Source organism: Parashewanella curva (assembly GCF_003675895.1).
Taxonomy (GTDB): Bacteria; Pseudomonadota; Gammaproteobacteria; order Enterobacterales; family Shewanellaceae; genus Parashewanella; species Parashewanella curva.
Window position 1 is genome coordinate 1 of the sequence record NZ_ML014758.1, and the last position, 25,822, is coordinate 25,822.

At 41.0% G+C, this 25,822-nt stretch carries 50 protein-coding genes and 1 pseudogene; 28 read left to right on the forward strand and 23 right to left on the reverse strand.

Annotated features, from left to right (window positions below):
- A pseudogene (locus tag D5018_RS21955) lies at positions 1-181 on the forward strand (IS66 family transposase); the annotation flags it as partial.
- A 319-nt stretch (positions 182-500) separates the two neighbouring features.
- Here D5018_RS21955 and D5018_RS03685 read toward each other — a convergent pair.
- On the reverse strand, positions 501-2,879 hold the full coding sequence (locus D5018_RS03685) for a S8 family serine peptidase (protein ID WP_121837640.1): 2,379 nt from the start codon (positions 2,877-2,879) through the stop codon (positions 501-503).
- 457 nt (positions 2,880-3,336) lie between these two features.
- A complete protein-coding gene (locus D5018_RS03690; protein WP_121837763.1) occupies positions 3,337-3,597 on the reverse strand; it encodes a DUF5062 family protein in 261 nt (86 codons plus the stop codon).
- Between the two features lie 212 nt (positions 3,598-3,809).
- Here D5018_RS03690 and D5018_RS03695 point away from each other — a divergent pair, with 212 nt between their 5' ends.
- On the forward strand, positions 3,810-4,262 hold the full coding sequence (locus D5018_RS03695) for a DUF4124 domain-containing protein (protein WP_121837641.1): 453 nt from the start codon (positions 3,810-3,812) through the stop codon (positions 4,260-4,262).
- 16 nt (positions 4,263-4,278) lie between these two features.
- Here D5018_RS03695 and D5018_RS03700 read toward each other — a convergent pair whose 3' ends face one another.
- The 11 genes from D5018_RS03700 to D5018_RS21610 all read right to left on the reverse strand — a co-directional run bounded on the left by D5018_RS03700 (position 4,279) and on the right by D5018_RS21610 (position 8,433).
- Positions 4,279-4,524 (reverse strand): hypothetical protein, encoded by a 246-nt coding sequence (locus D5018_RS03700; RefSeq protein WP_121837642.1) that lies wholly within the window; start codon positions 4,522-4,524, stop codon positions 4,279-4,281.
- Between the two features lie 11 nt (positions 4,525-4,535).
- Positions 4,536-4,769, reverse strand: coding sequence for a hypothetical protein (locus D5018_RS03705; protein WP_121837643.1), 234 nt, complete (start codon positions 4,767-4,769; stop codon positions 4,536-4,538).
- A gap of 9 nt (positions 4,770-4,778) precedes the next feature.
- Entirely contained in the window at positions 4,779-5,057 is a 279-nt protein-coding gene (locus D5018_RS03710) for a hypothetical protein (protein WP_121837644.1), read from the reverse strand.
- Positions 5,058-5,120: 63 nt separating this feature from the next.
- Positions 5,121-5,402: an Acb2/Tad1 domain-containing protein gene (locus D5018_RS03715; RefSeq protein WP_121837645.1), complete on the reverse strand. Its 282-nt coding sequence runs from the start codon at positions 5,400-5,402 to the stop codon at positions 5,121-5,123.
- Positions 5,403-5,505: 103 nt separating this feature from the next.
- Positions 5,506-6,045 carry a nucleoside triphosphate pyrophosphohydrolase family protein gene (locus tag D5018_RS03720; RefSeq protein WP_121837646.1) on the reverse strand — a complete coding sequence of 180 codons (540 nt, stop codon included), beginning with the start codon at positions 6,043-6,045 and terminating at the stop codon, positions 5,506-5,508.
- Entirely contained in the window at positions 6,042-6,773 is a 732-nt protein-coding gene (gene orn, locus D5018_RS03725; RefSeq protein WP_121837647.1) for an oligoribonuclease, read from the reverse strand. The genes D5018_RS03720 and orn overlap by 4 nt, the downstream gene beginning before the upstream one ends.
- 84 nt (positions 6,774-6,857) lie before the next feature.
- Positions 6,858-7,073: a hypothetical protein gene (locus tag D5018_RS03730; RefSeq protein ID WP_121837648.1), complete on the reverse strand. Its 216-nt coding sequence runs from the start codon at positions 7,071-7,073 to the stop codon at positions 6,858-6,860.
- Positions 7,074-7,092: 19 nt separating this feature from the next.
- Positions 7,093-7,302 carry a hypothetical protein gene (locus D5018_RS03735; RefSeq protein WP_133309229.1) on the reverse strand — a complete coding sequence of 70 codons (210 nt, stop codon included), beginning with the start codon at positions 7,300-7,302 and terminating at the stop codon, positions 7,093-7,095.
- A 61-nt stretch (positions 7,303-7,363) separates the two neighbouring features.
- Positions 7,364-7,555, reverse strand: a complete 192-nt coding sequence (locus D5018_RS03740; protein WP_121837650.1) for a hypothetical protein — start codon at positions 7,553-7,555, stop codon at positions 7,364-7,366.
- A 2-nt stretch (positions 7,556-7,557) separates the two neighbouring features.
- Complete coding sequence (locus D5018_RS03745; RefSeq protein ID WP_121837651.1) at positions 7,558-7,878, reverse strand: SH3 domain-containing protein; 321 nt, start codon at positions 7,876-7,878, stop codon at positions 7,558-7,560.
- Between the two features lie 75 nt (positions 7,879-7,953).
- On the reverse strand, positions 7,954-8,433 hold the full coding sequence (locus D5018_RS21610) for a hypothetical protein (RefSeq protein WP_165904988.1): 480 nt from the start codon (positions 8,431-8,433) through the stop codon (positions 7,954-7,956).
- A 168-nt stretch (positions 8,434-8,601) separates the two neighbouring features.
- Between D5018_RS21610 and D5018_RS03755 the strand changes: the two genes are divergently transcribed.
- Positions 8,602-8,748, forward strand: coding sequence for a plasmid mobilization protein (locus D5018_RS03755; RefSeq protein WP_207819211.1), 147 nt, complete (start codon positions 8,602-8,604; stop codon positions 8,746-8,748).
- Between the two features lie 6 nt (positions 8,749-8,754).
- Here the strand turns inward: D5018_RS03755 and D5018_RS03760 are convergent, their stop codons facing one another.
- The 9 genes from D5018_RS03760 to D5018_RS03790 form a co-directional block, all read right to left on the reverse strand.
- Positions 8,755-9,081, reverse strand: a complete 327-nt coding sequence (locus D5018_RS03760) for a helix-turn-helix domain-containing protein (protein WP_121837653.1) — start codon at positions 9,079-9,081, stop codon at positions 8,755-8,757.
- A gap of 122 nt (positions 9,082-9,203) precedes the next feature.
- A complete protein-coding gene (locus tag D5018_RS21615; RefSeq protein ID WP_165904989.1) occupies positions 9,204-9,374 on the reverse strand; it encodes a hypothetical protein in 171 nt (56 codons plus the stop codon).
- A gap of 99 nt (positions 9,375-9,473) precedes the next feature.
- Entirely contained in the window at positions 9,474-10,115 is a 642-nt protein-coding gene (locus tag D5018_RS03765; protein WP_121837654.1) for a site-specific integrase, read from the reverse strand.
- Between the two features lie 142 nt (positions 10,116-10,257).
- Positions 10,258-10,578 carry a hypothetical protein gene (locus D5018_RS03770; RefSeq protein ID WP_121837655.1) on the reverse strand — a complete coding sequence of 107 codons (321 nt, stop codon included), beginning with the start codon at positions 10,576-10,578 and terminating at the stop codon, positions 10,258-10,260.
- Positions 10,571-10,693 carry a hypothetical protein gene (locus D5018_RS22230; protein ID WP_279386875.1) on the reverse strand — a complete coding sequence of 41 codons (123 nt, stop codon included), beginning with the start codon at positions 10,691-10,693 and terminating at the stop codon, positions 10,571-10,573. Before D5018_RS22230 ends, D5018_RS03770 begins: the two co-directional genes overlap by 8 nt.
- Before the next feature lie 2 nt (positions 10,694-10,695).
- The gene (locus D5018_RS03775) at positions 10,696-10,920 is read right to left on the reverse strand and encodes a hypothetical protein (RefSeq protein WP_121837656.1); all 225 of its coding nucleotides are present in this window, start codon (positions 10,918-10,920) and stop codon (positions 10,696-10,698) included.
- A gap of 22 nt (positions 10,921-10,942) precedes the next feature.
- On the reverse strand, positions 10,943-11,191 hold the full coding sequence (locus D5018_RS03780) for a hypothetical protein (RefSeq protein WP_121837657.1): 249 nt from the start codon (positions 11,189-11,191) through the stop codon (positions 10,943-10,945).
- A gap of 9 nt (positions 11,192-11,200) precedes the next feature.
- On the reverse strand, positions 11,201-11,446 hold the full coding sequence (locus D5018_RS03785) for a pyocin activator PrtN family protein (RefSeq protein WP_121837658.1): 246 nt from the start codon (positions 11,444-11,446) through the stop codon (positions 11,201-11,203).
- Positions 11,447-11,456: 10 nt separating this feature from the next.
- Positions 11,457-11,774: a hypothetical protein gene (locus D5018_RS03790; RefSeq protein ID WP_121837659.1), complete on the reverse strand. Its 318-nt coding sequence runs from the start codon at positions 11,772-11,774 to the stop codon at positions 11,457-11,459.
- Positions 11,775-12,010: 236 nt separating this feature from the next.
- Here D5018_RS03790 and D5018_RS21620 point away from each other — a divergent pair, with 236 nt between their 5' ends.
- From D5018_RS21620 to D5018_RS03805, 4 genes are all read left to right on the forward strand, one after another.
- On the forward strand, positions 12,011-12,154 hold the full coding sequence (locus D5018_RS21620; RefSeq protein ID WP_165904990.1) for a hypothetical protein: 144 nt from the start codon (positions 12,011-12,013) through the stop codon (positions 12,152-12,154).
- Between the two features lie 48 nt (positions 12,155-12,202).
- A complete protein-coding gene (locus D5018_RS03795; RefSeq protein WP_121837660.1) occupies positions 12,203-12,703 on the forward strand; it encodes a hypothetical protein in 501 nt (166 codons plus the stop codon).
- A 12-nt stretch (positions 12,704-12,715) separates the two neighbouring features.
- A complete protein-coding gene (locus D5018_RS03800) occupies positions 12,716-13,027 on the forward strand; it encodes a hypothetical protein (RefSeq protein WP_121837661.1) in 312 nt (103 codons plus the stop codon).
- Between the two features lie 90 nt (positions 13,028-13,117).
- Complete coding sequence (locus D5018_RS03805) at positions 13,118-13,516, forward strand: helix-turn-helix domain-containing protein (protein WP_165904991.1); 399 nt, start codon at positions 13,118-13,120, stop codon at positions 13,514-13,516.
- A gap of 3 nt (positions 13,517-13,519) precedes the next feature.
- On the opposite strand, the gene D5018_RS03810 is transcribed toward D5018_RS03805, so the two are convergent.
- Complete coding sequence (locus D5018_RS03810) at positions 13,520-13,969, reverse strand: helix-turn-helix domain-containing protein (RefSeq protein WP_121837663.1); 450 nt, start codon at positions 13,967-13,969, stop codon at positions 13,520-13,522.
- Between the two features lie 317 nt (positions 13,970-14,286).
- Here D5018_RS03810 and D5018_RS03820 point away from each other — a divergent pair, with 317 nt between their 5' ends.
- From D5018_RS03820 to D5018_RS03920, 21 genes are all read left to right on the forward strand, one after another.
- Positions 14,287-14,487: a hypothetical protein gene (locus tag D5018_RS03820; protein WP_121837666.1), complete on the forward strand. Its 201-nt coding sequence runs from the start codon at positions 14,287-14,289 to the stop codon at positions 14,485-14,487.
- A complete protein-coding gene (locus tag D5018_RS03825) occupies positions 14,477-14,719 on the forward strand; it encodes a hypothetical protein (RefSeq protein ID WP_121837667.1) in 243 nt (80 codons plus the stop codon). Before D5018_RS03820 ends, D5018_RS03825 begins: the two co-directional genes overlap by 11 nt.
- On the forward strand, positions 14,712-15,293 hold the full coding sequence (locus D5018_RS03830; protein ID WP_121837669.1) for a hypothetical protein: 582 nt from the start codon (positions 14,712-14,714) through the stop codon (positions 15,291-15,293). Before D5018_RS03825 ends, D5018_RS03830 begins: the two co-directional genes overlap by 8 nt.
- 165 nt (positions 15,294-15,458) lie before the next feature.
- Positions 15,459-15,908 (forward strand): hypothetical protein, encoded by a 450-nt coding sequence (locus D5018_RS03835; protein ID WP_121837671.1) that lies wholly within the window; start codon positions 15,459-15,461, stop codon positions 15,906-15,908.
- A gap of 159 nt (positions 15,909-16,067) precedes the next feature.
- A complete protein-coding gene (locus D5018_RS03840; RefSeq protein WP_121837672.1) occupies positions 16,068-16,778 on the forward strand; it encodes a helix-turn-helix domain-containing protein in 711 nt (236 codons plus the stop codon).
- Positions 16,775-17,458 (forward strand): replication protein P, encoded by a 684-nt coding sequence (locus tag D5018_RS03845; RefSeq protein ID WP_121837673.1) that lies wholly within the window; start codon positions 16,775-16,777, stop codon positions 17,456-17,458. Before D5018_RS03840 ends, D5018_RS03845 begins: the two co-directional genes overlap by 4 nt.
- A complete protein-coding gene (locus D5018_RS03850) occupies positions 17,455-17,709 on the forward strand; it encodes a hypothetical protein (RefSeq protein ID WP_121837674.1) in 255 nt (84 codons plus the stop codon). The genes D5018_RS03845 and D5018_RS03850 overlap by 4 nt, the downstream gene beginning before the upstream one ends.
- Positions 17,709-18,953, forward strand: coding sequence for a tyrosine-type recombinase/integrase (locus tag D5018_RS03855; RefSeq protein ID WP_121837675.1), 1,245 nt, complete (start codon positions 17,709-17,711; stop codon positions 18,951-18,953). Before D5018_RS03850 ends, D5018_RS03855 begins: the two co-directional genes overlap by 1 nt.
- Before the next feature lie 67 nt (positions 18,954-19,020).
- A complete protein-coding gene (locus D5018_RS03860; protein ID WP_121837677.1) occupies positions 19,021-19,239 on the forward strand; it encodes a helix-turn-helix domain-containing protein in 219 nt (72 codons plus the stop codon).
- On the forward strand, positions 19,229-19,567 hold the full coding sequence (locus D5018_RS03865; protein ID WP_121837678.1) for a hypothetical protein: 339 nt from the start codon (positions 19,229-19,231) through the stop codon (positions 19,565-19,567). The genes D5018_RS03860 and D5018_RS03865 overlap by 11 nt, the downstream gene beginning before the upstream one ends.
- 1 nt (position 19,568) lies before the next feature.
- Positions 19,569-20,021, forward strand: a complete 453-nt coding sequence (locus D5018_RS03870; RefSeq protein ID WP_121837680.1) for a hypothetical protein — start codon at positions 19,569-19,571, stop codon at positions 20,019-20,021.
- 1 nt (position 20,022) lies between these two features.
- On the forward strand, positions 20,023-20,274 hold the full coding sequence (locus D5018_RS03875) for a hypothetical protein (protein ID WP_121837681.1): 252 nt from the start codon (positions 20,023-20,025) through the stop codon (positions 20,272-20,274).
- Positions 20,264-20,548, forward strand: a complete 285-nt coding sequence (locus D5018_RS03880) for a hypothetical protein (RefSeq protein WP_121837683.1) — start codon at positions 20,264-20,266, stop codon at positions 20,546-20,548. Before D5018_RS03875 ends, D5018_RS03880 begins: the two co-directional genes overlap by 11 nt.
- A complete protein-coding gene (locus D5018_RS03885) occupies positions 20,538-20,783 on the forward strand; it encodes a hypothetical protein (protein WP_121837684.1) in 246 nt (81 codons plus the stop codon). Before D5018_RS03880 ends, D5018_RS03885 begins: the two co-directional genes overlap by 11 nt.
- A gap of 457 nt (positions 20,784-21,240) precedes the next feature.
- Entirely contained in the window at positions 21,241-21,570 is a 330-nt protein-coding gene (locus tag D5018_RS03890) for a DUF4406 domain-containing protein (RefSeq protein ID WP_121837685.1), read from the forward strand.
- 178 nt (positions 21,571-21,748) lie between these two features.
- Positions 21,749-22,243, forward strand: a complete 495-nt coding sequence (locus D5018_RS03895) for a lysozyme (protein WP_121837687.1) — start codon at positions 21,749-21,751, stop codon at positions 22,241-22,243.
- A gap of 368 nt (positions 22,244-22,611) precedes the next feature.
- Positions 22,612-22,857, forward strand: coding sequence for an Rz1-like lysis system protein LysC (gene lysC, locus D5018_RS22365; protein WP_416351527.1), 246 nt, complete (start codon positions 22,612-22,614; stop codon positions 22,855-22,857).
- Entirely contained in the window at positions 22,784-23,092 is a 309-nt protein-coding gene (locus tag D5018_RS03905; RefSeq protein WP_207819212.1) for a holin, read from the forward strand. The genes lysC and D5018_RS03905 overlap by 74 nt, the downstream gene beginning before the upstream one ends.
- Before the next feature lie 3 nt (positions 23,093-23,095).
- Positions 23,096-23,632, forward strand: a complete 537-nt coding sequence (locus D5018_RS03910) for a terminase small subunit (RefSeq protein ID WP_121837690.1) — start codon at positions 23,096-23,098, stop codon at positions 23,630-23,632.
- Complete coding sequence (locus D5018_RS03915) at positions 23,604-25,610, forward strand: phage terminase large subunit family protein (RefSeq protein ID WP_121837692.1); 2,007 nt, start codon at positions 23,604-23,606, stop codon at positions 25,608-25,610. The genes D5018_RS03910 and D5018_RS03915 overlap by 29 nt, the downstream gene beginning before the upstream one ends.
- Positions 25,611-25,817: a hypothetical protein gene (locus D5018_RS03920; RefSeq protein ID WP_121837694.1), complete on the forward strand. Its 207-nt coding sequence runs from the start codon at positions 25,611-25,613 to the stop codon at positions 25,815-25,817.
- The last annotated feature ends 5 nt before the right edge of the window (positions 25,818-25,822 follow it).

The following is a 25,822-nucleotide window of genomic DNA, read 5'->3' on the forward strand; positions in this document are numbered from 1 at the left end:
GATGACCAAAGTTCATCAGAAAATATCAGGTTGCTTTAGGAGCATAGAAGGTGCTGAAAACTTCTGTGCCATACGCAGTTACGTTTCGAGTTGCAGAAAGCAAAATATAACAGCTTCAACAGCGCTGAACTTGTTGTTCAGTGGGCATTTGCCAGATATTTTTGTTCAGCAGGCTGAATAGTTACGGAAATTTTAAGTTTTTTGATTAATGTTTTGTATATATTTTCCTTTTTTCCAGAAAAAAGGACTATCTGACGATAGTCCTTTACGTTGGTTGGACAGGGAGAATATAAATAACCTCATCTCTGCATAAGCCAACCTCTAAAGCACAGCTACTTATGCGCATTTCTGTGTTAGAACAGCCCGTAATTGGCTGGCTATTACGAACAGTTCTGCCTTGAACTACACAAAATTAGCAGCACTGTAGATAAAAATTTAAGGTTTGTATTGTAAATCATTATGTTATTGATTTCGTTATACAGAGCTGAGGTTAAATAGGCTTATTGGAAGCTCAGTTGCCATCCTCTGATTGTGCCTGTATCTCTACGAGCACTATCAACAACCTTTAACTTCCACGTTCCAGAAGATTCAACGCCTGACATATTCACAGAGTAGGTTTGTTGGATGTCATTTGCACTTCCACCGGTATTATCATGTAATACTCTTACAGTTCCGTTAGGAGCGTGTAATTCCACCTGTAAATCACCAATATAGGTGTGAGTGATATCCACTGTAACTGAAACGGTACCTGAATCACCGCTACGACTTACTGCGATTGGGCTTTCAACACCACCTGCGTTGTTATCAGGGATCGCATAGTCTGTCGTGTTAGTATAAGTTGAAGGTGTGCCGCCACTTTGCTCTGTGTATCGACCAACTAAACTCACGCCAGAGAAGTTAGTGTAACCTCTTACCATGACATGATAAGTCCCAGCTTGAACATTTGAAATTGAACACGTTTCCGTGTTGCCATTTCTATACGGTCGACAATCAAAAGTTCCAGTTGTTGGCTCATTGCCAAAGCGGACATATAAGTCGGCATCACCAGAACCACCACTCATCGCAAAGCTTAAGTCAGTAGCGCCAGCAGGAACATTCATGGTGTATCTTAGCTCTTCATTTGATGCACCTGATAGATTTGTTTTAGCGACTCCGTTTTCAAGCTCATTACCACCAGTTGGTGGTGTAGTTCCTGTGCATGAATTATCAAGATATGCTTTAGCAGCCGCAGCGTTAACTAAACCAAAACCCGTTTTGTCATCACGTCCTGAAACATCCAAATCCTCAGCCGTTGCTTTTAAGGCATTACGGATTTGTTCTGCTGTACACTGAGGGTGGTAGCTCCAAACCAAAGCTGCAACACCTGATACGTGTGGCGTAGCCATGGAAGTACCATTGTAATAGGCGTAGTTTTCGTTATTGGTGTTTTTAACGGTAACGGTTTGGCCTGTTTTACCTTTTAGTGTAAGACCTGTTGCTCTATCCACAGATACAGAAACATTATTTAATACGGCATCTGAATCAAGTAGGAATGGGTTTTGTAAGCCGGGCAACGCAGTATTACTGTATACGATGGTTGCAGCTGCTCCAGCATCCTCACAGGCTTTTACGGCATTAATATCTGGGTAGTTACCACTGCTTTGATTACCAACACGTTCAACCAAACACACTTTATTTGTCATGCTGCCACAGTTAAATGAAGTACCAGAAACAGAACACTCAGCAAGCTCACCTGTTACTGAACCATTAATCCCAGACGCAGCATGACCAGTACCAGAGCGAATTAGGCGGTTATGAGGCACAACGCCATTTTCATAGTAGGATTCGGTGCCTATGGTGATGTCTGCAAGGCGGCCTTCACCCATGGTTACGGTTGATAAAATAGCTTCACCCGGGCCAGAAATTTCAACTTGATTGGTAAACTGTGAAAATGCCGCATGCTGTTTATTACTATCAACTGCAGCTACTGACATGACGGAGTCGTATGAAGCAGGGTAACTATGTGTGTTATTGCCAGCGTTACCTGCTGCCGCAATTAATAACACGCCATTATTTGATATAGAAGCTAGGGCGTTTCGTTCAGTTGTGCTTGCACTCGGACCACCTAGGCTCATGGTAACAATATTGGCGTTGTTGCTAACACAAGTGTTCACGGCGCTGACTAAGTCAGATGAATAGCCCCAACCACCTGAATTGAATACTTTTATGACATGAATATTAACATTTTGGTTAGGCATCACACCAACAACGCCTGTGTCATTATTTATCGCTGCTATGGTACCAGCAACGTGAGTGCCATGGGCATTGTTAGCACCGGGATCAAACCAGTTTCCTGTACCTGAATCATTAGTTCCTTCTACGTTATTGCCACTGAGATCTTCGTGGTCATTGTCATAACCTGAATCGATAATACAGATGGTACGGTTGCCTGTTTCACCATCACTTAATTGTGTCGCACCAACAGCAGCCTGACCCCAAGGTGTAAATTCTGATAATAATCGACGTGGTACATCTTCTTCAACAAAGGCCACATTTGGGTTGCTTTCTAATTCACGAATAGCAGCAGCATTAAGTTTGGCAGTGTAACTACGAGTTTGCCCTATTTGACGCATATCATTAGCTTGAACACTGTTCATCACTCGTTTATGACTAAAGCGCTCAGCAGCGGTTAAAAATGATTCATTAAACGAATCATCCTGTTGATCATTACTTAATGTATTTGAAGTGTTGAATTTAACAATATAACGCTTAGGCAAAGGTGACTTTTGCCACTGTTCGACTTCTTTAGAAAACTCCCCATTTGCGAAAATATTTGTAGATATAAGCATCGCGAGTGTTGATAACCCTGTTACCAACGGTTTCTTGCTAATGTTTTTCATTGTTGTAGTCCTAGTTTTGGAATTATTGTTTTTATGAATTAGATGTAAAACTAAAAAACTTGAGCAAATTACGAGCAAAAACAGCATTTGTAAAATATTTGTTAAATTTGAGGTTTTTGGGTTGGTTGGTGTTTATGTTTTTGAATTTAAAATATTTTTAGTTGTTTTCGATAGGTTTGTATTTTGTATGCAATTTAAGGCTTTATTGTGTAGTTGTAGTGATATCAGCCTTTAAAGAACATTGAATAATTTATATATGTTTTTGGAATAATATATTCTTTTTGTATGTTGTGGCGATAAATGCTGTTATTTGTGTGATTATTGATATAAATATGGTGATGATATTTTAATTGGTAGTGTTATGTTCTTTTGGTAGGGGTCAAATTTGTTAGGTCTAGATATTCGAGAGTTCAAGAAGGGGCATGAATCAAACTCGAAGGTTCATGCCCTTAAGGTTTTAATTTAACAAGGGGTGATCGTCTGGAAGTTGGCGTTTGATCCAAAGTACGAGTTTGTGCTTCATATTTGGGCCGTCTTCTTTGTCTTTGGCTAGGGCTTGGATGAGTTTATCTTCTACCAGCAGGCGATAAATACATTCCACTTTATATTTGTCTGAAATACAGGAATCTAAAGGCTTAAAACCTCGTTTGGCGGCGTAGCCTTCGCCGACTTCTAATGCTTTTTTTAGGAGTTGCGCTTCATGCTTTACGTGCTTCATCGTCACCCTCTCAACATTTGAAAAACAATTAATGTTCTTGTTCGCTATCAATAATGTCTTGAATTGAGTGTGGGTTATGTTGTTTTGTAACATACTGATAAATGACATTATTTATTTCTATTGGGTTCCTATTGGGTACCCGTTGTTTTTTGGTATTGAAACCGATTTGATAATATGATCATATAGTAGAATCAAAAGAGGAGGGTTGTCCAATGAAAAGGATTTTAATTTTAACGGCTTGTCTTTTATCTGTGCCTTGTTATTCAGAAGTTTATTTGTGTGATATTGATGGCGTAAAGACCTATACCGATAAGCCGTGTTCAGTGGATGAAAAACCGATCACCGTGACGGTTCAGAATGTGGCGCATACGCCCACCAGTAAACTGCAGCAACAGAAACAAGCCGTTGCTAAATATGTGTCGAATGAAAATACAGAGCGCCGTATTGATGAGCTAAAGCGAAAAATCAAAGCGGTGTTTAAAGACAGGGACCGCAAATTATTATCGTTAAAAGTCTCTCAACGTTATTCGAGAAATAACTTAGCGGGGGCGGTGCGTGATGATGGCATTGCCAGTGAAATGAATGCCGTAATACAGAAAGCGGATAGTGAAGTCAAAATTTACCAGGCAGAAATCAATAATTTAATTCAATTATCCCGGCAATAAAAAAGCCCCTGCAACGTTATGTTGAGGGGCTGTTTAGTTGTGGTTGATGTACGACTTGAACCACATCGGGTAACTCAACGGCAAACCCTGATACCGTATGAACTCCTGTTCCTTGCCATTCTTGGGCTTTAATTAAGGCGTACCCCTTTGCTTCATTTTCAGTCGCATCCATCAACAACTCATCCTTAAAATCTTTAGATCCCACATGGTATTTATGTAATACGATGATCCAGTGCTTTTTTTTACCTTTAAAAAAACTCATATCCGTCCTTTCTACGTTTCCGTGGATTGTTTTTCGCTTAACATCTCAGCGGCATGATTCAAAATCTTGGTGGCGTTCTCTGTGCCACTGGTGTCATCTTCAGCTCTATCCAAATCACGCGCTAACATATCAAATTGCATGGCGAGGTAGTTAACCGTCTTTGAGAGCTTAACGATTTCACTATTACCACCATTGAGTTCAGTCTCACCAATGATTTTTACTAATTGCTCCCGTAGTTCTTTCATCAAAACCTCTTAATATTCAACTTCTGCATTTAGATGTAAATCAAGCAAGAACTCACCCAAGGCGTTGCTGTAATAGAAATAAGCTGAAGCTATTACGATAAAGGAAATCGAATCTCCCCAATGCTGAAAGGTTTCTCCCCATACCAATAATTCAACTCCGGCCATCATTAGTTGAGTGCCTACCAGTAAACCCAAAAACAACCACGTCATGTTTTTAATGCTCAAGCTGGTTAAGGCAAATATTTTTGCTTTAGTTTTGCCTAGCTTTCTATTTAGTTTGATTTTCATCAGCCATTTCCATGTTAATAATCTTTGCAAATGACTCTCAGCGAGAGCCACAAACAAACATTATTAGAATGAATCTGGCAGCGCTACTGCACGAACTAACCACATACCGCCTTGCTGCAAGTTGGTTTTTGCCAGAGCCAAACAGCGTTGAGATTCGCTCAGTTGCTCAGCTGATAAAGCCACATCTTCAGAAGAAGGAGTCTTTTGTTGCTCCGTTCTCATGCTTTTCAAGATTTCAACAATCTTTCTGGTTTCTTCTTGATGCTCTTTAATTCGATTCATCAAGTTAATTTCATCTTCTGACAGGTCACGATAACCTTTGATATGCTTGTGTTGGTCTTTCATTTGATTTCCTTATATGTGGAGCTTATGCGTTAAGCTCAGGTGTTAAATGTGGAGCTGGTTAACATACAGTGTCAGTACCCGCTATTTTCCGGTTAGTTATTGGTTAATATTTTTTGCCGTTTTCAGCGGCACGATTCTCACGCTTATGATCAGCTCTTTGAGCGTTGTAAGCGACTTTTTCATTTATGACTTTGAGCAAGTCGAACTGGTGAACATTGGCAAAGTCAAAGCAAGCGGAGACAGCATAAGCAATCGATTTAGGTAGATTTTCTTTGTCGTGGAAGTAAGGGTCTTTTGATAAATTCAAAGCTGTTGAAACTTGATAGTGCATTTGAGAAAGAAATTCGATTTTTGAACTTAGGCGCTCAAAAATATAAAAATCATATTTCTCATAATTTTTGCTACCTAACCAATCAAGACAACGGATAGCAAAATCAGCCACCTCTACCCAAAACATTTCATATTCTGGTAAGTGGTCATCCATTAAGTTCTTGCGATCACCTTCCATTGCTTCTGACAGCTCAGAATGAAAAAGGCACACAAAGGTATGGAAAGGGCGAGGGTTGTCCCACCATCCCATATCTTTGTTTTGTTGATGGATTTTTGTTTGTAGCTCTATTAGAGCTGGCGCTTCAATAGTCATTCTGAGCCTCTTAAATTTTCCGTGGATTGTTTTAGCTGCTTTCTCAATATCAGATTTTCTTCTTCAAGCATCATCACTTTGCGCTTGAGTTCGTTAGCCGTGTCACGTTGATCCCAAAACATCTTTTCAAAGTGGGTTTCAGGTGCCAAATAGCGTTTATACAGTCTTAGCTCATCAATGGACTCTTGAATATCTGGCAAGGCTTCATGTGAATAGGTTTTATGAGCAATAGCTCTTTTCTCTAACTCAGGGTTAAACGCTCTGGCCGCTACTGCCAAGGCTGATATATCTAACTGACGATAGTGTAAGTAATTATGCAGCTCTGGCATTTGGCACATAATAAAACTTCTATCAAACATGATAGAGTTACCAGCGAACACGGCACCAGTGCGAGTTTTTCTATCGTAGGGTTTAATGCCGAGTGATTTTAAATACTCGATCACTTCCTTTTCTGCTGAATGTAACGTAGTCGTTGAATTACGAACCTTATCAAGCAAACCACTTTGAGTGTGTGTGGTGATTGCCCACTGGTCAGATTTATTAATTTGATTGTTTGTTTGCTGAATTGGAATAACAAGAGGTAAGCCAATTTGATTAAGATGCTCATCGGTTACAATGAAAGCCAGCTCAAAAATAGGATAATACTCCATACCTAGCCGACCATTATCCAAGCGACCGTTTAAGCCGCCTGTCTCGATGTCACCGAATAAAAAATATTGCCCTGACATTATTGATTTTTCCTTATATGTGGAGCTCCGGACTTTATGTGTTAACTATCCGGAAATTCCGGATAGTTGGCTATTTTCCGTTAATTAAACTTTGTTAAAACACGTGATAACCCACGAATCCTTATTAGAAAAAGCACGTTTTTCTAAACCTGCTTTTACAGCGCTTTCAATTATCTTGTCTCTGACAATTGTGTAAATGTCGCTAGTTAAACCTTCGTCACCTAAATTATCAACGTCAATAACTCCGCTATATATCGCTTCTGAATCTCTTGCTTCAGCGCAGTAAAAATAACTAGCCATATCAAAAATTTTCCGTTAGTTATTGGTTGTTTAATTCGGCTTCAAGTTCATACATCTTTTCAGCAATTGAACAACAAAGAGAATGTATTTTGTCTCTTTGCTCGTCAGTAACATATCTATCTAGTTGTAAGCCTGAACCGTTGCCATGTTTATACATATCTTTGATATTTGCGTAAGCAATTTTATCTGAATCAATGTTGACCATTCCCATACAAAGTGTTGCTTTCATATCAAAATTTTCCGAGTTAATTAATTTTGTAAATGCCACTCGATGAATGGCACAAGCAAAATCAACCTTTTGGAATAAAATCATCGGCTAATTCAGCGCAATGATTTTTAAAATAATCACGCTCTTCTTTCAGCTTGATGATTGCATCAACCAACTCTTCATCACCAGTTGTTGCAAACACAGAGCCATTAATCAGCAAGTTCGTAAAACCTTGCGGATTCTTTCCTTTTTCGAATACTATTTCTTTAGCCATTGTTATCTCCTTAATATGTGGCGATTTTCCGGTTCATCGTTAATAACTTGAACTTGCTTCGCCCAAGACTGACCAGTAATCAGCATTTGAGTTATGAAGTAGTAGTTCCGAGTTTTGTTGATGACAATTTCTTCACGGCCATCTACTTCTAAAACTTCTTTAACCGTGTTTACCTGATCATCACTGGTGCTTTTACCGATTACCTTAATCTTGTCACCGACTTTTAATTGACCTTCAGAGCAAACAACGCCATCTGACTCAAAGCTACGTTTGCATTTGATGCAGTAAGCGCCATATAAAATTAAGCCATGTTTACAGTGCATTTTTACTCCTTTGAAGTTTCAGCAATTTTCCGTTACGATTTGGCACCCTCACCAATGAGGGAACCAAAATTAAAATTATTTACCAATTCTAGGCTTACCCAATGCGCCTTCATCGGGTGCAATCTGCTCCATCAAAACAAAGGATTGACGTTGAATCGCTTCAATCTGGTGTAGTAAACCAATTATTTGTGAATTGTTGTTCACAACCGTTTTAGCTTGTATTCGTTCGTCATTAGAGATATTTCTAGTCTTCTCCTCAATTTCATAACGTAGCTTTCTTGTGAGTTCTTCAAGCTTGAACCCTGCTGGATTGTCACGAGACATTAAAACTTGCTCATTGCCGAGGCTGCTGAGAATAGTCATTATTTTGGGAACATCACTGTCGTTAACATCATCACTGTCTAAATCGAATGCTTTAGCAATTGTGATGTCTAAGTGAATGATTTCATCTGTACCCACGGTAGCAAAATCGCCGTCTTCAGTAGCAACATCACCTTTGCGGCTGAGCACTAAAGCCGTAGCCATTGCAGCTATTTCTTTTAAACCTTTAATCATTTTGATTTCCTTAAAAATTTTCCGTTTCTAAATAATTATTGTCATGACAATAATTATATTTAACTAAGTTCAAAATGCAATCAATTTGACTTATTTTTTGTCATGACAGAAAATATCTAAATGAGCAAAGAAAAGAATCCCGTTGGCCGACCACATCAGGAGGTCAAGTTGAGTAAAAAACAAGAAGTCAGATGTTTAGAATCTGAGAAAGAAGCGTGGAAAAAAGCCGCTAAAGCAAGCGGCTGTTCAGCTAGTGAATTTATGCGCCAAGCCGCTAATGAAAAAGCGGCTAAGGTGTTAAAAGAAAAAGAGTAACAATTGCTACTCTTTGAGTTGATCAACCGTTACGCCTAACGCCTCAGCAATCTTTTCTAATGTACCCGCTTGCGGTTGATTTCCCACTTTCTCAGCCTGTGCAATGGCTGACTGAGTAACACCCACAGCCTCAGCTAATTTAACTTGAGAAATGCGCTTAGAACGTCGCCACGCTGAAATTAAGCTGCAATTATGTTTGTGCTTTAATTCGATAATCGCTTGCGGTATATCTGCGTGACTGGCTTGGCTTTGAGTCATAGATAACCAAAGCTCATAAGGCACAACAGCAAAGGCGGGAGCACCGCCATGCTTTATGATTTGCACATCACTCATTAGCCGAATACCCAATACAGAGCTAATGCACCTAGCAAACCTGCACCAACCGCAATCAAAGCGGGTCTATAGTCTTTAAATCGTAATTCCATTCTGGCCTCTCTTTGTTGAAGAAGTTACCCCTAGAGGGGTAACTTAGTCCATGCTATGATTAGTGCTGCGAGTATTCCAAGAGCTTGCAATCCTAACTTGATGTATTCTCTTGCCTCGCCTCGGCGTTGGATTTCAATTTCCTGTTCAAGTTTTTTGATTTCCAACTCCGTTTTCCTATTGTCTAACTCGTCTTTCTCCATCTTTTTCCTTGTTGTTGTTAACTTGGTACTAATATTAATCTAATATATTAGTTGTGTCAACGGCATTTCTAATTTATTAGAGAATAATTAGTAAAAATATTAGAAAGCTTGTTCAGCAATCCATGCCATATTAATAGGATCGGTAGAGAGCAATTTTTGCGTTGTTTCAACAGTCTTATTGCCTAGCATTGCGTGAATATGAGATACATCAAAACCTTTTCTCTGCAAGTTAATAGCGTAAGTTCTGCGCCCACTTAATATACTTGGTTCCTCGATACCGCCATCTTTTAGCAATTTCTTAATATGGCGATTCAAAGCATCACAGCTATAAGTATCATTACCTTGTAAGGTTTTCTTGTGAACGATTGAGAACGGGTGAGCATCTTTAGTGAGAAATACGCATTCGTCAGGGTCTAAGCCAAGGTATTGATCAGGATTGTTGCCAAGACAGAGTTTATGTTTAGCTCTCCAATCAAGGTAAGTTTTAAGGGCTGGCTTCATACGCTTGGTGATATACGCAGTTCGTGACATTTCGCCTTTAACTTCAAACTTCTTTCTTACTTCACCATTTTTATACAGAACGTCTTTTATCTGAATGCGGTTTATCTCAAGTGTTGTAAGGGCTGAAGCAAAGAAGAAGGTGATCAAGCAGGTATCACGCTCAGAGAATTGATTTATCTTCTGAATTACTTTGATGATCCAGCGAATGTCTTTTGATTCCACAAAAGCGGGTAAGGCCATGTAAGCATATTCCTTTCAAAAGCGAATAAACCGACATAGTAAGAGTTGAATGCTTAATTATTGGTGAACGGGCGTTCTAAAATTAAGCATTCCACGGAAACTGCGCTTCCAGTAAAAACCACATTGTTAAAGAGCGGTGGCACTAGGCCGAAGTGGGTAAGGCTTTGGTTTTGAGCCATTTATCCATAAAACCATGTACTAAAAAACCATATCGAGCTTCACTGGCAATGGCTTTGTCGAGTTCGCTCATGGCCTTACCTCGATTGTTATGCCCCAGTTGCCTTGCTTGGGCTTGACTGCGGATCGCCCCGTATTTGTGCAAGATGGCCGATACCTTGGGATAACTCATTTTGACTTCGCGTCGGGTGTCTTGAATGTTGTTGTTATTGAGGTACACCCACAGCACGCTCAGCTCTTTGGCCGTGGCTTCTGGGTGGCGGTGTTTGAGTTCGGCTTTATTCATCTCGCGTTCTCCAGCTGGGATGACAAAAGGTGTTCAAATAGGTGATGGCTTGAGCGCGGCTTTTGTCGCTGTTGGCCATCACATAGCGAATGAGTGATTGAGCATAGGCGGTCATGGTCAGTCCTTGATCAAAAAAGTATGGCGTTCAATTGGGTGGGCATCGACACACACGGCTTTGGACGAATACGACACCGCGCCCACGGGTAAGCGCTCATACTCAACATCTGGGAATTGTTGTTTAAAAGCTTGCTCGGCACTTTCTGCCTGTTGGCGTTTGTAGCGGTCAACCATCAACTCTGGATGGGTGGGGTGTGGCTCTCGAAAGGTTAAGTGATAGTCCATATCGTGCTCCTTGTCTTAACAGTTAAGTGTTAAGGTTTTGCCAATCGTGTTCCTTAATGGCTTCTACTTTACTGGCGACCTGTTCCAAGCGTTTTTTGGCTCTGGATAGCGCTGGCTCTTGGATGTTGTGTTTTAAGCAGGTGATTTTGTCATCAAACCCTTTGCTGTAGTGGTCGATGACCGCGCTTTTTACCGGCTCTTCGATTTTGGTAAGCTCCAGCAGCAACAGCATGCGCGGCTGTGATTCCAGTCCTGGGGTTAAGTAATTCATGCCGCCATCCTAGGCCACCATGTCACTGGCGGCTTCGTCTCGTTTTTGCTCAAAGCATTGGGCTAAGTCAGAAAGATTGACCAACCACGGGGCTTTGTTGCTGTCGGTGGCACGATAAACGGGGATACTTAAGGTTCCGGCTTTGGCGTGTTGCGTGGCTACGGCTTTGCTCATGCCAAGGTATTCGTCACAAATCTCTTCAAGACGAACCACGGGTTTTCCAAATTGTGCCATTAAGGCAAAGGCTAAGTTCATAACAGACTCCTTACTGCGTGAGTGTGTGCTGTTGTTGCTGACTCAGTTGTGACAGTTTGCACACCGCCACTTTGTTATGGGTAGGGCAAACGCCCAAGACGAATTCAGTGCCGAGCATTCCAGCTTTGCGACAATAGGCGTCAAAAAAAGGCTGGCTCGGCTGGGTGTAATGTAGGTATTGGTTAAGCTGGGCTATGCGTTCCATGACTTTTTTGCACTGCATTGGGTGCTCAAGTTGGCGTGCCATTAAGCAAGCAAAGCGAATGCTGAGTAATAGTTGAGTTTCCGCCAGTTGTTTTGATTTGAGATAAATCCGTTTAGCGCTCATTTTCCAATCCTTTCTCAATTATTTTCAGGGTTAACAAAAAAAAGTTGTGTTAAATATGGCAAAAAATAAATGGAATATCAACAAAAAGTTGGAAATAATTAAAAAAAAAACGTATTATTTACATTCAAAAGACGTTTTTGCTGTATTTTAGAGTAGATACCTAAATAACTGTTCATTTATACAGTGAATGCGTTTATTATGTGCAAATCAGTTATATGTGACGAATGGAGTCTAGAATGTCAGAAAAACAATCTGTTTCAGAAAAAACGCTACCATATTGTGATGAAGCTGAGCTTCAAGAGGATACGGGGGATGGTGTGGAACCACCTCAAGTAGAAAACCAAAGAGATAACGGCGATGGAGTTGAGCCGCCAAAATAAGTAATACATTAGGCCGCTATTGAGCGGCCTAGCATATTAGGGATGAATATGAGCTACATTTATCACTCAAGAGAATTATTGGATTATATTGGGCATTGTGTTGCGTTTTCGGCTTTATTTGTAGCCGTATTCCATATCATTTTTTGGAAACAATTGGAGTCTGGGTTTATTGCCACCCTCGCTTTTCTTTCTATTCAGTCAATAGGTTTGATTTATAAGCCATTTGTGATTGATCATGTTTCTCCCATCAACGTAGATTTTGGACGAACTATCTATTACCTTGGTTTTATGGCGTTGTGCCTGATCACGGTATGGATGACGTATAAAATGCATGAAAAATTAGAGGTTCAAATCGGATTGGCGGCTGAACACGTAATGAAAATATTACAATTTCAAGCCGGAATTCAAGTTATTCGATTACTTGACCGTCAACTGGGTTATGACTGGTTGAGTGTGTTTTATCAAAACATGATCCCAGCATTGAATGTGGTGATCATCATTTTGCTCGTATCCAGTTTCTTTAAGACGGTAAAATTGTCAAAGGTATAATAAGGAGGTTATATGTACGCTATCTTTTTGTTGGGAATGGTTATTCTTTTTTTTATTGCGATAAGGGCAACCAGTAAGGAAATCAAATCGGTTAACACCCGAATAGACAATAAGGCTAACTTAGATTGTGAGTTTGGTGCTGCATTTATTCGAGTTGCACTTAAGCACTATGATCTCAGAGAGGGTGATCCCAACCAAGTTAATATTGATGTTGTGAAACTTCAAAAAGAAGAAGACAAGTTAATCAGGAATTATTTAAAACGATTAGAGCAACAGCAAACATCTTCCGTCAGCTCTATCTCTTCGTATTCAATAAAAAGCTAGCTCAATCATACCCATTGATTTACCCTAGGATATAGCTGTTATTTAATGGCTATATCCTAGGGTAAACAGGGAAACGTTAGGGAGATCAGTTTGAATGAATCAATTGGACAAAGAATAAAGACCGCAAGAATAGCCCTTGGATACAGTCAAGAGCAGCTTGGTAAAATGTTGGGGGTGGTGTTTCAGTCTGTTCAGCAATGGGAGTCAGGAAAAACCACACCACGAAACCATAGGTTGGTCGATTTAGCTAACTCATTAAATGTGTCTGCAAGCTGGTTGCAGTTTGGTGAGATCCAACAAGTTGAACAATGTAAAACGACACCAGAAATTGAAGCCCTTTCAAAATCTTCATTTAAGAAAATAATATTAAACGCTGAAGAACTAAACTGGTTAACGATACGGAAAGATATGAATATTGAAATGCTGGCAGACTTGTTTTATCAAGATTTAAAAAAAGAAATAACTCAAGATAGAAACCAAAAAAGGTAAATATTAAGAATTTACCTTTTTATTACTTTGTTCGATAACATCTGGATCGATACCATATTCTTCCAATATGTTCAACTGAAACATATCAATAATCGTGTTGGCCGTGACATCTCGACCAAAGCTGATCCACCTCATACGAACTGCGGCGGCTAAGGCTTTATTAAGTGCAACACTTGTTTGTGCTTGAAAACCCTCAGAAGTGATGAATTCAACAATATCTTCATAACCTTCATTACTGTCCTGACCAGTACCAAAAATAAGATATTGTGGTGTAGTTTGTAATGCAGCAGCCAATTTAGGTAAGCGCGGTCCTCTCGGGCTAGATCGTCCTTTTTCCCAAGATTGAATCGATTGTGAGCTTAAACCAAGTTCTTTCCCAAGATCTTCTTGGCTCAACCCTAATCTATTCCGCGCTTGCTTTATGCGCTGTCCAATCAAAATTTTATCTTCCATATCTTTATGTTAACCATGAGCATTCATTGTTGCATCACAATTATTTTTTGTCAAATTGAGATATTCGTGTATTATAAATTGGAATCCTAAAAAAAATTGGAATTTATATAGTATGGGTGATTGTTTAAATTTGGCGAAATTGATACCAAATACTTTGAGTTATACGCATATTGCTAAGCAAATGAATCTGACACAGCAATGCGTGAGTGTTTGGATTAAAAAAAATGAAGTCCCCCCTAGGCGTGTTCCTGAGTTTTCTAGAATCACTGGCATTCCCAAATCAAAGTTGAATCCGCTTTTTTCTGATGAGGTGGCGCATGGCTGATCAAGTGGATGATGCTAACGCCATCAATGAAGTGATGTTGAACGCGCAATTGAGTAATCGAACTACCGAATTATTACCCGCTACAGGTAAGTGTTTGAACTGCTTTGAGCCGATTGAAGGTGATTTGCGCTTTTGTGATGCCGATTGCCGTGATGATCACAAAAAACGGGAGTTTATGAAACATGGCCGTTAATACCGATTATGCGACTTCGGGTGTGATACCTACCGAAACACCCGAAGAACATGAAGTGTTTGTGGCGATGGCTGAAAAGATGTTGCCTGATGACGTTCGTGAACAACGCCATGAACATATTTTAAAAATGACGAAAGTGGGGCTGCAGTGCCCAACGCATTCTGTAATGGGAATTTGTGCACTGTTGTATGACGCGGGCTGTCGGTTACCTGGAGAGGAAAAGGATGGATAGGGATTTAAACAGTAATTCAGTTTTTGATACTGAAGCGCTAAAAAAGCTTTTAGAGCAGGACGCTTTTCTTTTGCAGCAGGTTAACCCTGATGCAAATCGTGTGCGGATAAAGTTGATTGAGGCGCTGACTTTGAAATGTGAATCTTGGAATGCACCGAGAAAGATTCTTGGATTAAAGATTCAGCTTTCTAATCGCGCTTTTTTTGAGGCTATGGAGCTGCTAACGCAAATGATTAAACGGCCAAAACACAGAATACTTTTTGACAAGTGGTGTTATGACCGTCCGCCGCTACTTCCAGTTGCGTATTACCGACTTACATTATCTCGATTGACTGGGATTTTGATGAGCTTTACATCAAAAAGACCATTAGAAAGCTATTCCGCTGACGAATTGTTATCACCAAAGCAGTTGTTCAATCGCGACCATTTGTTTTTTAGGGATGAGCTTTATTTAACCAAAGATATAAAGCGCCTGCAAAAGCTTACAGGCATTGCTGCATATAAACGTCGAGCGTTTGTTTTGTTGTTTGGTTGGTTACCTCTTGGTCTCCGTGCTCGTCTAGGGATCCGGTGATTTTATGATTTATTCCTACTTCACCAGAAATCAAATCGAATTTAACAATTTCGCCTTCTTCGCTAATGGCGGTGATGAGTGTGTTATTGCGTTCGATACGTTTAATGGTTGCTGTGAGTGTAGTCATGTCTAATACGTTAGTAATTTTGTTAGGGAGTGAAAAGGATGCCAACTAAATCAATTTTTAACTCAGTACTACTTAAAGAGTTATTGGATAACGATGAGTTTTTGAATCGTCATAGTGAATTGACTGCTTTGACCATTAGGAAAAAGTTGTTAACAGCGCAATTACTGAAAAATGAAGCGCTGTTAAATGAGATTGATGCCGAGATTAAATTGGTGGAGTCCAACCGTGCATTTCTTCAGTCAATAGAAATTTTACATGGGTTAGGTTCATGTCAAAAACCTGAGCAGGGGTGTAATGAAATGTGCTGCAAAGCCAAAAGCGCACGGCCTGAACACCAGACAACGCTAAATAACCTTCTTTCAGTGCAAGTTCATCACCAAATAGGTCCAGTTCCAAAGCAAGTTTTGCCAAGTTATCAGCATTCTGTTTGCGAAGTTCTAGATCCTTGGGGGTTGAAGCAGTGTAAGTCAAGTTGGTTGAGTGTGTAGTCATGTCTAATCCATTAGTAATTTTGTTAGTGAATTTTAGGCATAAGAAAGCCCACTGAATCTTTGGAGAGTGAAGTGGGCTTAATGCCAATGAAAGGAGGCAAGAACCATGTTAGTGAATTTTTTTAATTACGTCAAACAATTACAAGGTGGCTGGTTATGAGCATGGACTTGATGGTGAAAGCCATGAAAATCAATGTTGGTAATCCTTTACGGAAACTTGTGTTGCTGAAGCTTGCAGATCAAGCCAATGACCATGGCGAGTGCTGGCCGTCTTATCAACATATTGCTGACCATTGCGAAACGTCAAAGCGCAGTGTGATGACGCATGTTAAGAAACTGGAAGAAGATGGATTAATTCGCCGTGAATATCGCAAGGGTGAAAAGGGCAATTCGACCAATATTTTTCACCTGACTTTTAATAAAAGACCTAGTGAAAATATTTCACCCCCTAGTGATCCTATTTCACCCCCTAGTGAAAATGCTTCACTACCCCTAGTGAAAGAGCTTCACCCAGAATCAGTTTCTTTTGAACCAGTCAATGAATCTAAAAAAAATAAAACAAAAAAAGGCGCGTTAAATTTTTCTTCTTGGCCTTGCCCACCTAGTGATCCAATTTTGAAAGATTGGCTTGAGGTGCGTAAAGCGAAAAAAGCCCCGTTGACTCAAACCGCTATTGACCGAATGGCTAATCAATTTCATCAAGCTGCTGAGCATGGTTTGACGGTTGACTGGTGTATTGGTTTGTGTGCTGAGCGTGGTTGGTCGGCATTCAAGTTTGAGTGGGTGGTGAATTCTGGGCTGGTTCAAGCTCAGCCAACAGCTGATTGGACTGAAAAAGTGTTTGATGAAGAGGACCCGTTAGCATGATGAATGGAATCAATAAAACGCAAAGCTTGCAGGAGCTGATGGCTTCAAAAGCGGTGGTTGGTTCAGAGCCTAATGCAAAAGCACCAAGCAGTGTGTCTGAAATGGATAAGTCGATTGTGGATAGCATTTTTGACAAGTTAACGGTGTTGTTTCCGGTTGGCAGACCCAAGGATGAAGCCCTTGCGACACATAAAGCTGAGTGGCTTAAGACGTTGGCGGCTCAAGGTGTGAGTAGCATCGAGCAAATTAAATTAGGTTTGCAACGGGCGAGAATGGATAAGGGAGACCGTCAGTTTTGGCCGTCACCGTTGCAGTTTGCTAAGTGGTGCAAGTTGTCTTTGGTGGAAGCGGCTGGTTTGCCGAGTGATGACGAAGCGTATCAGGAAGCGCTTAAAAATTATTACCGAAGTGAAAAACATACTTGGTCACATCAGTTGGTGTTACTGGCAGTGAGAGAAACGGGCGGTTGGTTGTTTTCTCGCGGCAAGGAACATGAAGTTCGTCAGGTGTTCAGCCGCAATTATTCGATGCTGGTTAAGCGTTTTATTAATGGTGAGCAGTTTGATGTGGAACTGCCCAAGGCGTTACCCAGCAAAGTGAGTGTGCCAACACCGAAGAAAAAAGCCCTTTCAAAGATCAGTGATATTCGTAAGCAATTAAATTTAGGAGCAAGAGCATGAGTGTTCAGACTGTTTCAAATTGTGTTGTGCGTAAGCCTGTGAAAATGACGGTTAAACAAGCGTTAATTCAGGTGTTATCTGAGGGTAAGTTTTTAACTCTTAATGAGATTCAACATCGGTTACAGATGGAGTTTAATTTATTCAGCGGTGAAGCGTCTATTTCTGCTCGTTGGCGTGAGCTTGAAGGAATGCACAAACAGAGTCGTGTGCGTGCTAAGTCAAATGCTTGGGAATATAGGTTGGTGCGTTAATGTCGGGTGTGTTTGTTGGTAAGTTGAATTCGACCAGTGTTAAGCGTTGGTTAGCTGAGCAATCTGAGCGTGAGTTTCGTGATCTTCGTTATCCTGAATTAAGACTGCGTGCAGTAGCGAAACGTTCTAAAGCTTCGGTTCATTTGGTACTGAATGTTAAAGGCCGTACTGAGTGGGAGAAGTTGGGGCAGTTCCCAAGCTTGTGTTTGAAAACATTGGCGGCTGATTTGCCATCGATGTTGGTTAAAAGGTTGGGTGATTCCATGGTAGCGGGGCAGTGCTTTACCGTGAATGATGTGCTGTGTTGGTATATGGAGCGCATGAATAATAACTCTTCTTTCAGTGATAAGTGGCGCAGTAATGTGAAGTCGGCCATTAACAGCCAATTGTCTGATCGAATGGGTAAGGTGGTTTTATCTGATCTTAATTTCTCGTTGATTGATGAGCAATTGATTGAACCCATGCTGAAAGAGGGGTTTCAACCGAGCTATGTGTTGAATGTGGTTCAAATATTCAAAACGGCCTTCGCTTTTGCGGCTAAGAAACGTGTGATTGAGCAAGATCCTATTGCGGGTTTTATGGCTAAGGATTCAGTCAAGGTTAAGCCTAAAGATACGCATTTGTTTGAAACGGATTTGTCTGAACTGTTTTCAACTTTGTCGAATGAACGTATGCCAGTTCGAATGATGTTTGTGCTTATGCTTATGTTTGGTACCAGAATCAATGAAACTCGTTTAACTCGTTGGGAGCATATTTCTCATGATATTTGGGTGATCCCTTCGAGCAATTCTAAAAATACTGAAGAGCACCGTATTCCTTTGACTGATTCAGCCAAGTTGTTATTGAAGTTTTATAAGCGTTGGCAACTTAAGCATGTGGGCAAGCGTGCTTATTTGTTTGCGTCAAAGCGTGGTGTGGTATCTGAAAGAACAGCGCAAGAGTGGAGTAATAACATCCGCTTTAAGCATTTCACCAGTCATGATCTCCGTATTTTATTTCGAACCATTATTGCTGATTTAGGGATTGATACCGTTGTGGGTGAGCGTTTGGTAAATCATTCGTTGCCTGTGTTACTTCGCACTTATGTGAAATCAACGCTTGATAAAGGCATGAGCAACGCTTTAGAGCAATACCATTCTTATTTAATCGACAATGGATTTTCTTCTGTTGCGTCCGAGATATTGCCTAGATCAACTGGAAATATTGAGCAAGGGCTAAGTATTGCTGCGTCTGGTTGGCTGTGAGATTTACCGCATCATTCTTATAAGAGGATGCAATTTGATGATTTTGGGGTTTTTGAAGAGGTAATTTATGGCAAGTCGTGGATGTGATTTGTTGAAAATTGGACGCAGGATCCGAGGTATTACTCAGCAAGATGTGGCTGATAGTTACGGCGTTCATGTAAAGACTTACCGAAAATGGGAGAAAGGCGAAACCGCAGTGCCTTACGATGCGTTGGTTGCTATCTGTGATGATGTGTTTCGTTTGCCAGTTGAAAAGATTAATGAGGTGACGGTGTATGCATCCTGAATTCAGGACCATTAAAAAACTACGTTCAGAGTTAAGACTGTGGGGAAATTACAGTCTTAAGCGTGAGTTTGGGCAGGGCTTCCCGTCCCGTTCTGCGTGTGACCGTTTGAAAGAACCCATTATGCACAATGGTGGTAATACCTTCGAGCATGAAATGCCAAGAGAAGTGCAAGCGGTTGATCGCCTGGTGAATCGTTTAAGTGTTGATTGTCGTAAGGCCATCCGTGTTCAATATCAATGTGGCGGTCATTGGCAAGGTTTGTTTAAAGAAAAGAAGTCGTTTTTATTTTGGTTAAAGCGTGCCGAGCTGGCACTACTAGGAGAGTAAGATGGATATTTATAAAATCGGGTCATTGGTTGCTGCTGGCTTGAAGATGTTGTTCTTGGGTCAAGCTAGAACAGGGCGCACAACGGCAATGTTAAATGCTTTGCAAGATGGTGATCTTGTTATTTGTAGTTCAGAAGAAGAAGCCCGATGGAATCGAAGACGTTTTCAACAGCTATGTGTTGAAAGGGAATTGGATATCACTGTTCGTTTCGTTGCTGAATCCAATATCCGCTTTGATTTCCCACAACACAGAGAGGTTTATTTTACCCATGATTACATTGAAAAAAGATACTTAAAAGCGTGTGAAAGTGTTGAATCTGACATGAAAAATATGGCTAAAGAACTTAAAGCTAATGAGAGTAAGCGTAGAGTCTTTCAAATTGCGAAGCCTGTATCTGAAAATGAAATGTTAAGAAAACGCTTAGGCTTTATCGGAACGGTAAAAGGTGATTGATATGTTACTACAAGACTTAAGGCTAACTCGAAGAAGCTTTGGTAAAGATGAAGGCAAGATGATTGGTTCTGCTGAATTCAGTAATAAACAAGGCAAGGTCACAATAAAACTTACGGCTGAGCAATGCGACAAAATCCTAAGAGTCTGTGCGGATAGTGTGATAGAGAATTCAAAAGAAGCCGCTGAGATGATGACTGCAGGCTTTATTGAAGCCAAGGCGGTATTGATTGAGGGTGATAGTAATGGGAATTAAATCAGAAGCTTGGCATGAATGGGATGATTATATTGAAAAATGTATCAAGTGTGGTGATGACTTCGACTTAGGAAATAAATACTGCAGTGAGTCAAAGGTTAATAATGATATCTATATCGTCGTCGCTGGTAAGTATGAAGACAGTGAGCATGGTTCAGTAGAAAATTGTAAATACATCAGTAACCCCATGAGCTATTCGAAAGCCAAAGAGAAGGAAGAAGAGATGTCAGGCTATCCTTTTTGCAGAATAGAGATTGATAGCAATGAAGATTGAAGCATCAAACGCCACCTTGGTGATAGGTGGTATTGAAATAGGTGAGTGTAAAGGTATCAGTATGGGTATAGCCAAAGAAAAAGCGCAAGCCTTTCGAACGCCCAAACCAATTAAGATATCAATGACGCTTGATGAAACCAGTAAAGAAGCATTTGATAGACTGTTAAACAATAGGCGTTACTACAGTTTCAGTCGCATTGAGCCATTACCATTTAAACTAAAAAGGTACTTTTAGCCGCCTTCATTGCGGGGGCGGAGAGGCGCGGAGGTTCACTTTTTACGAAAATTTTTGAGGTTGAGTTGTTGTTATTGGAAAATAACTCAGCCTTTTCTCGCTCAATGTGATCAATACCTACCCCAGCCGAAAACAAAAATATTATTTTTGACAAAAAAACGAAAAAAGCAACCCTCAATTTTTTCAACGTATTTTCCCTATCTGAATACACCAACTTTCATGGCTATATTTTAAATTTATCGAAATGAGTTTGTTTACCCTGTTGAATTCATGGAAAAATTAACAGTTAAGTGTTAATAATTTTATGAAATTTGACAAAAGGGAATAAAACGCCCCTTTTTTACCCTTTTTTTAACGTATTTTTAAAGACGAAAATAGTCTTTAATTAGCTACAGTTGAAATACATTGTATCTCCCATGTTCTGCCCTCCAAGTGAGGGATTTTTTTTGGACGTAATATGAGAAAAAAGAAAATCTATATTGCAGGTCCAATGTCGGGCATTGAGGGGAACAACCGTTTTATTTTTCATGCCGCTGCCGAGTTTCTTCGCAGTGACAATATCATTATTCTCAACCCTGCTTCACTTCCTATTGGGTTAACCGAACCTGAATACATGCAAATTTGCTTGTCTATGCTTCAATGCGCTGACGAGATTTATCTGCTTGACGGTTGGGAGCAATCCAAAGGAGCCAGAAGTGAAAAAACACTGGCTGAGAAACTTGATCTTGAAATCGTATATCAAAACGGCGTTGAGTTTGAAATGACTCTGGCGCAGTTATCGTATTAAAAAGCGTAGCAGCAATCCTAGAGACCCTAGCTGATGGTGGGGGATGGTGTGGCTTAGGATACCAATCTGCCTAAGACGTAGAAACACACTAATAACCGCAGCAATCAGAGCCCTTTCCTCCTTGTGGGTGATCTGATCGTTGGCCGCGCTAAGGCCATTAATTTTATAGAGGGAACGAATGAAGCTATCACAAAAATTAGCGGCGATCGGTTTCTCTGCCATTGTTGCGGTCAGTGGTGGTTTTATTGCCGATCACGAAGGTTATGTTCCAGGTGTTTATGTGGACCCGATTGGAATACTCACCAGTTGCTATGGTCATACGGGTGACGAACTGCAGCATGGGCAATTCTTTTCAGAGCAAGAATGTTTATCTCAACTTGCCAATGATCTCGAAAGCTTCAATCAAGAATTATTAAATCTTACCAAAGGCGTTGAATTGTCCAAAGGTGAGCATGCGGCTTACTTGAGTTTTATTTACAACGTTGGCAGCGGTAATTTCAGAGACTCAACACTTCGAAAAAAATTACATAACGATGATCGTGTTGGTGCTTGTAACGAATTGCCCCGTTGGGTGTATGCCAGTGGTATCAAATTAAATGGCCTGATCATCAGGCGAGAAAACGAACGAAAACTGTGTATGAGGGATTTAAACCATGTTTCAGCGACTCTTTAGCGCAACGGGTACCTTTCACGTATATGTGATTGCCGCCTTAATTATTGTTTTAGTTGGTTTAGGTTTGTCCTTAACCGTCACCAAATCCGCATTAGAAGCCAAAACCGCAGAAGTGCAAACCTTGACGGTCGAAAAGCATGTGCTTCAAAGTGATTTAGATAAGTTAACCCATGATTACGAATTGATAGAACATGAAAAGCAACAGCTGATTGCGGAAGGAAAGCGCATATCTAAATTGAATCTGCAAAACCAAGCTGAAAAACACCGAATACAAAGCACGCTCAATCAGCAAAATAGACTGATTGCAAAACTGAGGACTTCCCAAAATGAAACCGTTCGCGCTTGGTCTGTTGCTGATGTGCCTGATGATGCTTTGCGCTTGCTCAAGCAAGCCGCCAATTGTGCGAACGGTAATCAAAAAAGAAATTCAAACTGTATTGGCTCCCGAAGAGATGATCAGCCAGTGCCGAATTCCCCCCGTTCCAGTTAGCTTACCATTCAGCAATGCTGATTTACTCAGTTATGGCATAGAGTTGGTCAGTGAACTTGAAAAATGTAATGCCGATTGGCAAAGACTCAAAAACTGGCGGGAGAGCAAAACGAATGCTCAATGATCCAAGTGTGCAAAAAGGCATAACAACAACAGCATACAGCGCAAGCGGTATCACCGCAGCAGGTGGTTTTTTGTCAGTGAATGAAGCGGCGTTAGCCATCGGTATCTTGTCAGCTATCGGTACCTTTATCATTAATTGGGTATACAAAGCCAAACAAAACAAACGAGAAATCGAGCTCCACGAACTTGAGAAACAACTCAAACAAGCCGAATTGGAGCAATTCGAACAGAGTTAACACATGCCGCGAGTTAAGACAGAACAGAGCGAACCTCTACTGCTTAACAAAACGGATCTGTGTAAAAGTTTAGCCATCAGTACCACGGCTTTTGATAAATGGGGCGTTAAGCCATACAAAAAACAAGGCCGTCAATCTTTATACAGTGTGGCTGATGTGGTGGCGAATCGTGTTGGCAATGAACGCGACAAGCACAAACCGATGGAAGGTGAAGATCCTGACAAAGAATTAACCATAGATTACCAACGGTTTCGCCTAACCAAAGCGCAAGCCGATGGGCAAGAGCTAAAAAACGAAAAAGAACGAAAAGAGGTGGTTGATGTCAGTTTCAACACCTTTGTGCTGTCTAAAATGGCGGCTCAAGTTGCGCCACAACTTGACCAAATACCGCTAAGACTTAAGCGGAAATATCCACAGCTAGAAGAATACATGCTTGATTTCATCAAAAGTGAAGTCATTAAAAGTATGAATGTGGTGTCGGAACTGGCTGAAAGCGTTGAGAGCTTATTAGATGAATATCTCGCCAGCGCAGATCAGTAATTTAAAAGCCGCCATTCAAGCAGGGCTGCGTGGTTTTTATCGACCACCCGTATTGACCTGTGCAGAGTATGCCGACTCGCATTTCTATATGTCCTCAGAATCATCGTATTCAGAGGGACGGTGGGAAAGTTTGTTTTTTCAGGTCGGCATCCTTAATGCCATGGGTAACGACCAAATAAGGATTTTTAACTGTAAAAAATCCGCGCGTGTGGGTTACACCAAAATGCTCATGGCAAACGGCGGTTATAAAGTCGAGCATAAAAAGCGCAATGTGTTGATCTATCAACCCAAAGATGGCGCAGCCAAAAGCTTTATGAAAAAGCATGTCGAAACCGCCATACGTGACATGCCTATTTGGCGCAAGCTTGCTCCTTGGATGGGCAAAAAGCACAAAGATAACACCTTAGAAGATAAAGTCTTCACCAACGGTAAAACCTTAATGGTGCGTGGTGGTACAGCGGCCGCAAACTACCGTGAAATATCCACCGATGATGTTATCTATGACGAATTAGCCGCGTTTGATGAATCCATCGAGCGCGAGGGTAACGCCACCTCATTGGGTGATACCCGTATCGAGCTTTCGGTGTTTCCGAAATCAATACGAGGTTCAACCCCAAAGAACCTAGGCAGCTGCCAAATAGAAAAAGCTTGTAATGACAGTTCTCATTACTTTGAACTGCACTTACCTTGCCCACATTGCGGAGAACTGCAAACCCTAAAGTGGGGCGGTAAAGATGAGCCCTTTGGCATTAAGTGGATCAACAATGACCCCAAAACCGCTGAATATGCCTGTGAGCATAACGGCTGCTTAATTCAAAACAATGAATTAGATGACATGGGTTGGCATCCCGATGCCAAATGGATCTGCGCTCACACAGGTATGTATACCTCAGTGGGTGATAAGAAAACCTCTTTTATTGAGTTCTTTGATAAAGATGGTCAACCATGTCCAACGCCTGAAAGCGTCAGTATTCATATTTGGTCAGGGTATAACCCGCTTAACTCATGGCATAAGTTAGCCGGTGAGTTTTACAAAGCCAAAGATGATCGCGAAAAGCTGCAAACCTTTGTTAACACCAAATTGGGACAACCTTGGGACGATGACACAGGTGAAAAGCTTGATTGGGAAGAGCTTGGCAGACGCAAAGAAATGTATCAGGCCGACATTCCTGAATGGGTGGTCTATCTCACCGCTGGCGTAGATACCCAAGATGACCGCTACGAAGGACGGATATGGGGCTGGGGCGCAGGTAAAGAATGTGCGCTGATTGATAGGTTTATTCTCAATGGTGATCCAGCCAATGAGATTTTACTGTCAAAGGTCGCAGAACGGCTAAGTAAAAGTTACACCAGAGTAGACGGCATCATCATGAATGTCGGCTTAACCTGTTGGGATTCCGGTGGTCACTACACTGACACGGTTTACAGCATGTCTCGTAAATTGGGTGTGATGAAAGTGATACCGATTCGTGGTGCACCTGTTTACGGCAAACCTATCGCCAATTTCCCGAAAAAGAAAAACAGGGCCAGAGTTTATTTAACTGAAGTCGGTACCGATAACGCCAAAGAGTTGATCATGTCGATGTTTCGCATCGAGCCTGATGTCAATGTGCGTAAATCGGGAGCAGTGCATTTGCCACTTAATAGTGACATTTGTGATGACGAAGAACTGCAACAGCTGACATCAGAGCGGAAAATACCCGTTACCCGTAATGGTCGCACTGTATACCGCTGGGATAACCAAAAACGCAGAAACGAAGCCTTAGATTGTTTTGTCTATGCCGTTGCTGCGCTTCACATTGCACAGCAACGTTTTGGTGTTGATCTTGAGCAGCTAACCAAGCAGCTACCAACAACCCAATTGCAAGTAAGCGAACCCGAAAACAACAACGAGCCAACCCCCAAGCAGGCTCAAACAGTACAACCCAAACCATCAAACCAATGGCTCAACAACGTCAGTAACGAAGGCTGGTTATAAATGCTCACAACTGAACAAAAGAAAAAAATGCTTGAGGTTTACCTGCAAGCTGAAATTGACGTGTTGGCAGGTAAAACCACCGAGGTTAACGGTAAGAAAATGACCAGTGAGGATTTACCCGAAATTCGTAAAGGCCGAATCGAGTGGGAACGAAAACTAGCCGCCACTCAATCAAAAAATTCAGGTTTTAGCTTAGCCACATTTTAACTAGG